Raw genomic sequence first — 8,281 nt, 5'->3', positions numbered from 1 at the left:
AATTACCGTAACTCCGGAACGGGGGTATTTCAAATACGCCGCCGTATTTCCATGACTGCCGTTGCCAAGTGACGAAAGACGTGGTGTCTCGTCGCTGATGGCACGCCATTGCCCGAAGACCGGGCGAAGAGGAGTCACGATGACATCGAAGTTCTGGAGCAACGACCCTAAAGACAACTACCGCGTGTTCAGGGACCGCAAGGGCCGTATGGTTGTCAAAGTGGTCACGCCGGGAGGTGTGGTTGGGTTGATATGTGCTGACATTCCCGTCACCACAGTAGCTGCGCTGAAGCAGCGGATTCAATGCCGGATTTTCAGCAGAGAATCTGCAAGCAGGCTTGACAAGGCGTCATCTGATGTCGATCAGTCAGATGATCCTGACTGAGCGCGTCGCTGGCCTTTGCTGACGCCTGGGTGCGGAACGAATTGGCTTTCTATGGACTGGATGGCGTTTTCCAGCAGTTGTGTAGGTGGATGCTCACCCAACACAACTTTGCCGCTGGCCTTGACATACGCAGCCTTCGGGTCGCATGCATCTGGCTGGAACGGCTGCACATGCCACTGGTGTTCATTTAGTGACCTCAGTAGAAAGCTTCTTTCGTTCTCCTCATGGTCGAGGTGATGAACAGTGAAGGTCAGACTGCCAGCATGCATGGGATCTGCTTTCACGACACCCCATGTGAATCCATTGCGCTGCCACATGGCAAGGCTTCTGGCCTTCGCATCAGTTGATGCGTGGGCCAGTCTCTGAGCCCATTGCACGGGCGTCAAGTCAAGAAGTCCATCATCCCAATCAAGGACAAGCTGTCGAGAGCGAAAGTTGACTGACAGATGTTCGAGGCCTTTGGGTTCCCATTTGTTGGCATTGCTGAGCCGCCAAGTTTTCACGCAGGCTGTTTCCAGTCTGTCGCGCATGTGCTTTGCTGTGCGGGGCGCTTGGCAAACCCAGACCGTCGGGAAAGGGTTCGTGTGGAAGGCAAGGCGCAACATTTGATCGATCTCTCGCGACTTCTTGGCACTGCGCTCCAGTTCGAACGCAAAAGTCCATTCGCTGAAGCGCAGCCGGAAGTCAGGAATTTTTTGCTGCCGTCTGTCCTGCGTTGTCAATGCATGACGCATGGAGTGGTCTGTCTCGATGATCACGCCGCCATGGAAGACCCAACGGGCGGCAAACATTGCCGCTGCAAGATCGTGTTCGACCTGATCCTTCTTCGCTGACTCGGGCCGCCAGTCATAGTCGAAGGGCTCTCCTTCCTCGTGCAGGTTCTGTGCTCGCGCTGCTCCGCGTGCGGTCAACATGAACACCATTCCGTTCGTTGTCCATTCGCAGTGCTTCAGCTTGGTCGAGTGCATCAGCCCTTTGTCTGTCATCCCGCGCAAGAGCCGTAATGCATTCGAGTTTGTGCAACCCAGAAGCGTACAAATGACAGGTGTCGAGACGCAGTGAAACAGGTATGTGAAGTGGAGTACCTTGTCGATTTTCAACTGATGCTGACGACGTGCATCTGGTCCGGCAATCAAACCACTTTTGCTTCCATCAAGCACCAAGTTGACATTGGGTTCAAGAACATTCACCTATGACTCCTAAGCTGGCCAAGCAAGGTGTTTGTCAACGGTGGGAACGAAGGTCCCACTTGCGAAGCCGTTGACAAGCGACTTGCTTGGAAAGACGCTATCGCTCGCGGGCTTGGACTGGCAGCGTCCAAGCCCGCGAGCCCCCGTGGGCGGTGCAACGCTCCCTCCTTGGAGGGCGGGGGGAGGGAAGTCCGCAGGAGCATGACCCTCTGGAACATGCGATTCGATCGGTGAATCATCCCGATTCCGACCCGATCAGGCCAGAAATTTGAAGGCGAATTTTCTTGCAAGAATTTCTTGACTCTCGTGTGTCCTGCTGGCGCAGGACGGTTCGTTGATCAATGACGGTGCGTCATCCAGAGAGCTGGATCAAACCGGCGGCAGCGAGGCAGATAGGAAGCGAATGACTCCCCACCAATGATCGGCAGGCTGCCGTTCAAGCAGGCCCCAATTTATACAAATGCGTTTTCATATCATTCAACTCACTCGGATGACCAGCGGACGTTGGAAGACGGGTGTTGTTGAAATCAAGGACTCAACGAGCGGGCAAAGCGATGACCGAAAGCGACCAAAAAGAGAATCTTGAAAAGATTGACCGAATCAGGTCGCGGATGTTTTGTAATCAATTGAAGAAGGTGTTTCTTGGGGATGCGCATGACTGCCGAGATGCTCAGGCTAAGGCATTGATAGTTCATCCCGCATCACCAGTGACGAGCGAAGCGACTTTCCTGAGTTGGTGGCATGGAAGCAGAAAGATCCAGAAAAACAAGCTGGAGCTGGCTGATCTTGCAGTCCCGACCATCTCACGATGGTTTGAGCTAGAACATATTGGTAGCCCGATGCAACGCCACATGGGCGCGTTGCGAACATTGAGCCTTGAGGTGGGCAATGGCGATTGGGTGCAACGCAAGCGCAAGCGCATCGATGAAGGTGTGGCGGCGGCGCAATCGATATGGGCAACGATCTGGGCACTTGATCAACTTCACACGGATGGTTGTCTGTCAATGGCTTGGCAGCTCGAACAGCTTGGAGCTGTCCTTGGCCAACCTTCCTTGCGCTATGCGGATGATGTGAGTAGGGTGAGGGTTGAGTCTGGTTTAATCAACGGATACGCGTTTGAGGTGACAGCGGGAGCAAGAGCTAGCTATGCATCTCAGAACGAGTCGGGGCTCTTTCGCTTCTTGCTGTCTCTCGTGTTCGAGCCCGATGTAAACGAGCAACCATGGTGGCCATTGCTTACCTTGGATATTGGCGCAGCGGCAGCCCATTGCCGGGCACGGATGAGTGTGGACTTGCGGGACCCATATACGGTCTTTGGCGCAAGCGATCTGAACTGGGTCTTCATCATTTCACGCGCGCTCTGGTGTGATGAACACACCTTCATCGGGAGCTTGCCCTCCAGCTCAAAATCAGTGAGCGCTGAGGTCAGCATCAGCCGCTTTGTCAAGCAGATGCAAGAACTGCGGAAAACCTACCAGTCTCTAGTCAATGAACATGGGGTGAACCATGATGAAATTTCATCGGTGGCTAGGCCGGAGACAGATTACGTTGAGGAGGCAAAGAATCGTAGAAGATGACCTGCCGCCCCACCCCCATCCCCGCCCCAGGGCGGGGAGGCCTCTCCGCCGGCCCGGCTCGGGGTGTGCCCCATTGGCACACCCCTGCTCAGCGTATCGATAAGCGGGCGGGCGTCAAGGGTTCGCTTCGCCGGGCTTTGCCCGCCCTTGACCCCCACCCGCTTATCGGTCGTCAGTCTGGCCAGAGAACCTTGAACCCTTAACTGCGATCACGCCCAGAATCGCGTCAGCAGCTATTCAGGCGATACTGCATATCCCAGTCAAAAACGCCAGCCATTCCGATTCAAAGCGGCCACTCAGTCCGTTTCAACCAGGCCGTCAATTTGGCAGCAGCCGGCCAGGAGCTGTCGGTCGCGAGTAACGGCTTCAGAGCACGCTGCCATACTTGAGGTCGGTGGGCGCTCGATCCGCCACGACCCTTCAAATAGCTTCCCAACCTACATCTAAGGAATGAAGATGACTTCCAAGAACTTGGTCCGTATCGCTCTGGTCTCCGCCTCCCTCGCTTGCAGCACGATGGCGTTCGCCGAAACGCCGGCCTCCGCGCCAGCAAAGGGCACAGGCACGCCTCAGAACCATCATTGCAAGCAGTCTGACGGCACCATGGAGATGAGCAAAACCAAGAAGGCATGCCTGGCAGACAAAGGAACGTGGCTCAAGGACGGCGCCGCAGCGACTGCGCCGGCGTCATCTGCTTCCGCTGCACCTAAGAAGTAAGTCCGGCCACCAGCTTTGCCAGTCGGCAGCAGCTGTTGCCTGGCCGAACCTAGTCTCACGGTACCGGCCAGGAGCGACCGCCGGGCTGCGACCGCTTTCGAGTAGGCTGCTGTACGCCGCTTAATGATGAACGGAGAGGTGCTTCGTATTTGGAATTTTCAAGAAGGGGCCACCACCTCCGCCGCCGCCATCCACCCAGGATCAGGCAGAGCCGCTCTGCTTGGTCTTCATTCCTGCGCTTGTGACAATCCTTCTCCACATGGAGAAGACGCAGGGCAGACCATTGACGGAAACCGAAGTCATCGCCATCCGAGACAAGGCCGTATGCATAGCGATGCCTGTGTCAGTGGCTGCAGAGATGGAAGCAAAGCGGGGATACCCAGACATCGTGGCTGAGGCCGTCTGGCCAGAGTGGCAGTCAGCCCGTCTACAACTCGGTCAATCGTGATGGCCTGAGCCTACCTAACCAGTTTGGTGTGACCGGCTCAGCAGCGACCGGAGACGGCCATGAACCTACAGCCAAACGCGTCTGCTTTAGTGCGCCGTTTGCGAGCTGAAGCGGTTGCGCAGCGACAGGTGTGATCTGGCACTCGTCAGATGGGTCGAGCCATGTCAAATGCCGACCAGGATCTAGACTCGGACTGCGCATCCTTCATCCGTCTTTAGGACAGTCCCCCCGCGTCGAACCGGGTGGCTGAGAGAGCTAATGTCAATGCAAAATCGAACTTCAATCTCAAGTCGCACCGGCCTAAACTCTAATCAGATCAAGGCACTTCAGGACTTGCTCGATGTGGACCGCCGTGGGAAGGTAGTTGATGCTCCAGGAGACGGCACGTACGACGACATGAACCCTCTAGCAAAGGTCGGCGAGGACTTGACAGAACGGTTCACCCAAGGCTTCGAAGTTGGCTCGTTCCGTGTGCATTTCCTGCTTCTCGATAGCGAGAAGAGCAACGCCTACGCATACTGGATGAAAAGTTTCGAGGCTGTTTGCATGACCACAACCATGGCGCGCGAGATCGATGCTTTATGTGGCGACCTAGCTAACCACCTTGTTCAGCATCCTGGGGAGAGCGGTGGCTTCGCGTACATCCACGAGGTCCCCATCTCCAGCAACTTGCGGGAAGCTTCTCTGAAGAGTCTGCTGGTTCAGGGAGCGATGGCATTCTTGGTCGGCCATGAGGTCGGCCATCTTGCCGCTGGACACAAACCACTATTCCTGAAGAAGACGAGCGTCGCAGGAGCAATGGCCGAGAATCGCAAGGTAACAGATGTGGCCGTGGATCAGTTTGTTGCCACGGCGGCAACAGATTATTGCGACGAGGGCGGGCATTCACTGAGATTCAACGCTCATGAGGTCGATGCAGATGTCCAAGGCGTCGCCTTCGCTGCAGCTCACTGGCTCGCTATTCAAAGCGAGGTGAGTACATCAGCGCATTTGCCTGACTCTGCCGACCTGATCCGTGCCGCATGTGCCAATCCGAGTCGGCTGCTACTGCTGGCGAGCACCGGCATGGCAGTCAGCTTCTCGCTAATGGGCTTCAAGCAATGGGGGAACGACTGGAACAGTCAGCCCACTCACCCGCTGACGGCAGTACGCTGCGTAGTTGGCCTTGGCGTCCTGGACAATTTGCTCGATGACAATGTGCCTCAGGGTTCGCCGTTGGAACTAGGCCCTGATTGCCTGGAGGGACTATCGTTGGTCCATTCGCGACTCGGTAGCATCCTGCTGGATGCAGCCCGGTCCGATGGGCAATATTCGGAGTTCGCGCGGAAACTTGAGGACACCCTGGAAAACGACAGGTTGAACCTGATGTTCCACGGGACTGGGGTAGCCCAAGCCGTCCAGAAATCGAGCGAGGTGGCCAGCTATCTTGCCGACCTAAGCGCGGAGTTCAACGCGTGTGCGCAGCAAAGGGCGCTTGCCCTTCGTGTCCCACTGGCAAGCTTGGTTCCGTGGTCCGTTTCACATCGGCACGGGAATGCTCAAGGCTAGCGAGATTGGTCTGAACGGCAGGTTTGCGGCACTGAGTTCAAGGCAACGGATGTCTCTTGAGGGTGGGCTGCTGCCAGATTGGCGGCCTGGTTTGAACTGAACTGGAGTGGCCGCTTTGAATCGGAATGGCTGGCGTTTTTGACTGGAATACGCAGACACTGAACTTGGTCCAAGTTGGGGGATGGGGTGACTGATGCCCAGCCTTCAGCGAGGAGAACCGGATAGGTGCCTAAATGACACTTCATAAGACTCTTCTTGCTCAGTGACCCGCAGGTGCCTGCTGTACTTGATGGCAACAGGCAAGTCGCCTGACTGACAAAAGTTCTTTAACGAGGTATCCATGATTTTCTGGAGGCGCGGTACGTTCTGCCAGACGACTTGGCCCATGACTTCACCAGACCGAGCGGACCGTACAAGTAGACGTTCGATAACGACGTAGCGCCTAGTGCGTGGTTTGACTGGATTGCCCCAATCGGGATCGGCGATCCATCCGTGTGTCGTGAGACGGTTGAGTGCTCGCACTACCGTGGACCGGCTCAATCCGGTCAGCTTGGCCAAGTGATCCTGCGAAACCACCGCGATACCAGTGTTCAAGTTGACGTAGCTGTTGATGACCACGAATACGGCAAGTCCGTTCGTCGTTATCAGCTCAATGTCGCCCCTTTGGATACGCTCGTCCATGATTCGCGACCAAGTCGTTCGTACTTCCAGTGGCAGTTCTGGTGGCGTATCAACATCCGTGTAGAAGCTGATTTCGGAACATGGGCGGCAGTCCGTTGGTATGTCGATTTTGTCGTTTGACTTCACGCCAAACCTCCGCTTGTGTGGCGAGGGCGTCCTCTGCGTTGTTGATGTTGGAACGGGGGCGGAGGCGAGCTTGCTTGATCACAATCCTGTGGCTCAACCATGTGTTTGATCCATTTCTGGTATGCCGCAACTGGAAACAAGCGGCGACCGCCCACACGCAAAGATGGGGGTAATGTTGGATCACCCCTGCTGAGCCGATTTCGAACGGAGCTGACTGTCACGCGCAGCAACTCAGCGATTTCTTCGACAGTAAAAAAATCTTTCTGCGTCATCCCGATCTCTCGCTGTATGCAGGTGTACATGAATCGATATCGTGGGATGGTGAAGAGCAAAAATCAAAAAAAAGCGACCGGAATTTCCGGGCACGTTTTTCTTGACAAGGGCAGCAACGCACGGCAGTCACTGATGATCGCCAGTTTTAATGTCTGAGACGGCGAGATGAGCATGTGCGACGTTTGGCCGTTCCACTTTCAAGATATGCAGAACATGGCGCTTGCTTAAAAGTGGAGCAGCGCGCGGCGGTTGGTTGTCCACCCTCTTTTTTTGAAAAAACCTTTCTTTAAGGGTATGCCACCCGTGATACATACCTGTTCAGACTTGTATCGCGGATGGCATAGGTGATCCCCGCAAATGACACAGGTCGTGATTGAGAGTGCCGCGCGAGCTGTGGATAACCTTGGGCTTTTGGATGCGGTCAGGCGAACGTACTTTCTGTTACGTCCAAAGTCGCTGGCGACTTTCAGTCGGAGCTTTCACCGCTGCTACATTCCCTCCAAATTCAAAAAAATGGGGTTTGGAATGACGAGGCCTTTCATCGTGCTCGGGGATAGCACTGATCATGGTGGTGTGGTTGTTGGCTCGACCGTTACTACCGACACCCATGGCAAACGCTTGGCCCGTGTTGGCGACCAAGTCACCTGCCCAAAGAAGGGACACGGCACGACGGTCATCGTGACGGGTGATCCGACCATGATCGTAGATGGTGCCCCGGTTGCGCGGCACGGCGACAAGTGCGCCTGTGGGGCAACGCTGATCGCAAGTCAGTTTGTCTCGACAGTCGGTGATGGAGGCGGTAGCGCCGGCGCCGGTTCAGGTGCGTCGTCAAGCACTGCTGCGACGGCAACATCGAAGGCTGTGGGACTTATTACTTCACTGCTGCCAGAGAACCACGACTACGACATGCACTTTGTCGTTCGTGACGAGGTCACGGGGCGGCCGCTTCCCAAGGTTTCTTACAAGATCACCCTGGAAGATGGGAAGTCGATCTCAGGCGTTACAGACGAACATGGGCTGACGGAAAAGATCAGCTCCAACACAAAACAAAAAGCGACTTTGGAGGTTCATCACTATGGCGACGACAGTGACGGCGGAGCTGACGCCCAAAGCAGATACGACGCCTGCTGTTGCTGAGGTGCCTGCTAAGGAAAAGAGCGGTGCGCAGTGGGTGTCTCGGTTTCCTGGTAGCGCCAGCCTTGATGACCTGGAGCCGACCTTCAAAGCCAAGGCGGAAAAGTTCATTGATGCAATCAAGGCGGCTGGCGGGGCGGTCAGTATTGCTGCGACCTACCGGCCGAGGGAGCGCGCCTACCTGATGCACTACAGCTCCAAG

Annotated in this window: 9 protein-coding genes and 1 pseudogene; 7 read left to right on the top strand and 3 right to left on the bottom strand. The window is 55.8% G+C overall.

Annotated features, from left to right (window positions below; genetic code table 11):
• Window positions 1-139 precede the first annotated feature (139 nt).
• Window positions 140-385 (top strand): hypothetical protein, encoded by a 246-nt coding sequence (locus EPO09_RS12660; RefSeq protein ID WP_290643612.1) that lies wholly within the window; start codon window positions 140-142, stop codon window positions 383-385.
• On the opposite strand, the gene EPO09_RS12655 is transcribed toward EPO09_RS12660, so the two are convergent.
• Window positions 364-1,575, bottom strand: coding sequence for a hypothetical protein (locus EPO09_RS12655; RefSeq protein ID WP_290643610.1), 1,212 nt, complete (start codon window positions 1,573-1,575; stop codon window positions 364-366). The two genes, EPO09_RS12660 and EPO09_RS12655, sit on opposite strands and share 22 nt — an antisense overlap.
• A 554-nt stretch (window positions 1,576-2,129) precedes the next feature.
• Between EPO09_RS12655 and EPO09_RS12650 the strand changes: the two genes are divergently transcribed.
• The 3 genes from EPO09_RS12650 to EPO09_RS12640 all read left to right on the top strand — a co-directional run bounded on the left by EPO09_RS12650 (window position 2,130) and on the right by EPO09_RS12640 (window position 5,865).
• The gene (locus EPO09_RS12650) at window positions 2,130-3,152 is read left to right on the top strand and encodes a hypothetical protein (RefSeq protein ID WP_290643608.1); all 1,023 of its coding nucleotides are present in this window, start codon (window positions 2,130-2,132) and stop codon (window positions 3,150-3,152) included.
• A 456-nt stretch (window positions 3,153-3,608) separates the two neighbouring features.
• On the top strand, window positions 3,609-3,869 hold the full coding sequence (locus EPO09_RS12645; RefSeq protein ID WP_290643606.1) for a hypothetical protein: 261 nt from the start codon (window positions 3,609-3,611) through the stop codon (window positions 3,867-3,869).
• 706 nt (window positions 3,870-4,575) lie between these two features.
• Window positions 4,576-5,865 (top strand): M48 family metalloprotease, encoded by a 1,290-nt coding sequence (locus EPO09_RS12640; protein ID WP_290643604.1) that lies wholly within the window; start codon window positions 4,576-4,578, stop codon window positions 5,863-5,865.
• Between the two features lie 204 nt (window positions 5,866-6,069).
• On the opposite strand, the gene EPO09_RS12635 is transcribed toward EPO09_RS12640, so the two are convergent.
• Entirely contained in the window at window positions 6,070-6,672 is a 603-nt protein-coding gene (locus EPO09_RS12635) for a helix-turn-helix domain-containing protein (protein WP_290643602.1), read from the bottom strand.
• Window positions 6,669-6,944, bottom strand: a complete 276-nt coding sequence (locus EPO09_RS22340; RefSeq protein WP_367200071.1) for a helix-turn-helix domain-containing protein — start codon at window positions 6,942-6,944, stop codon at window positions 6,669-6,671. Before EPO09_RS22340 ends, EPO09_RS12635 begins: the two co-directional genes overlap by 4 nt.
• Window positions 6,945-6,972: 28 nt before the next feature.
• On the opposite strand from EPO09_RS22340, the gene EPO09_RS12630 reads away from it, so the two are divergent.
• The 3 genes and pseudogenes from EPO09_RS12630 to EPO09_RS12620 form a co-directional block, all read left to right on the top strand.
• Window positions 6,973-7,101 (top strand): hypothetical protein, encoded by a 129-nt coding sequence (locus EPO09_RS12630; protein ID WP_290643600.1) that lies wholly within the window; start codon window positions 6,973-6,975, stop codon window positions 7,099-7,101.
• Between the two features lie 201 nt (window positions 7,102-7,302).
• Window positions 7,303-8,082 carry a PAAR domain-containing protein gene (locus tag EPO09_RS12625; RefSeq protein WP_290643598.1) on the top strand — a complete coding sequence of 260 codons (780 nt, stop codon included), beginning with the start codon at window positions 7,303-7,305 and terminating at the stop codon, window positions 8,080-8,082.
• Window positions 8,021-8,281, top strand: a pseudogene (locus EPO09_RS12620) (hypothetical protein); the annotation flags it as partial. The gene EPO09_RS12625 and the pseudogene EPO09_RS12620, both read left to right, overlap by 62 nt.

Source organism: Aquabacterium sp. (assembly GCF_004297345.1).
In the GTDB taxonomy this organism is placed as follows: Bacteria; Pseudomonadota; Gammaproteobacteria; order Burkholderiales; family Burkholderiaceae_C; genus Aquabacterium.
Note: the sequence above shows the minus strand (reverse complement) of the source record. Positions and strands in the feature narration are given on the sequence as shown.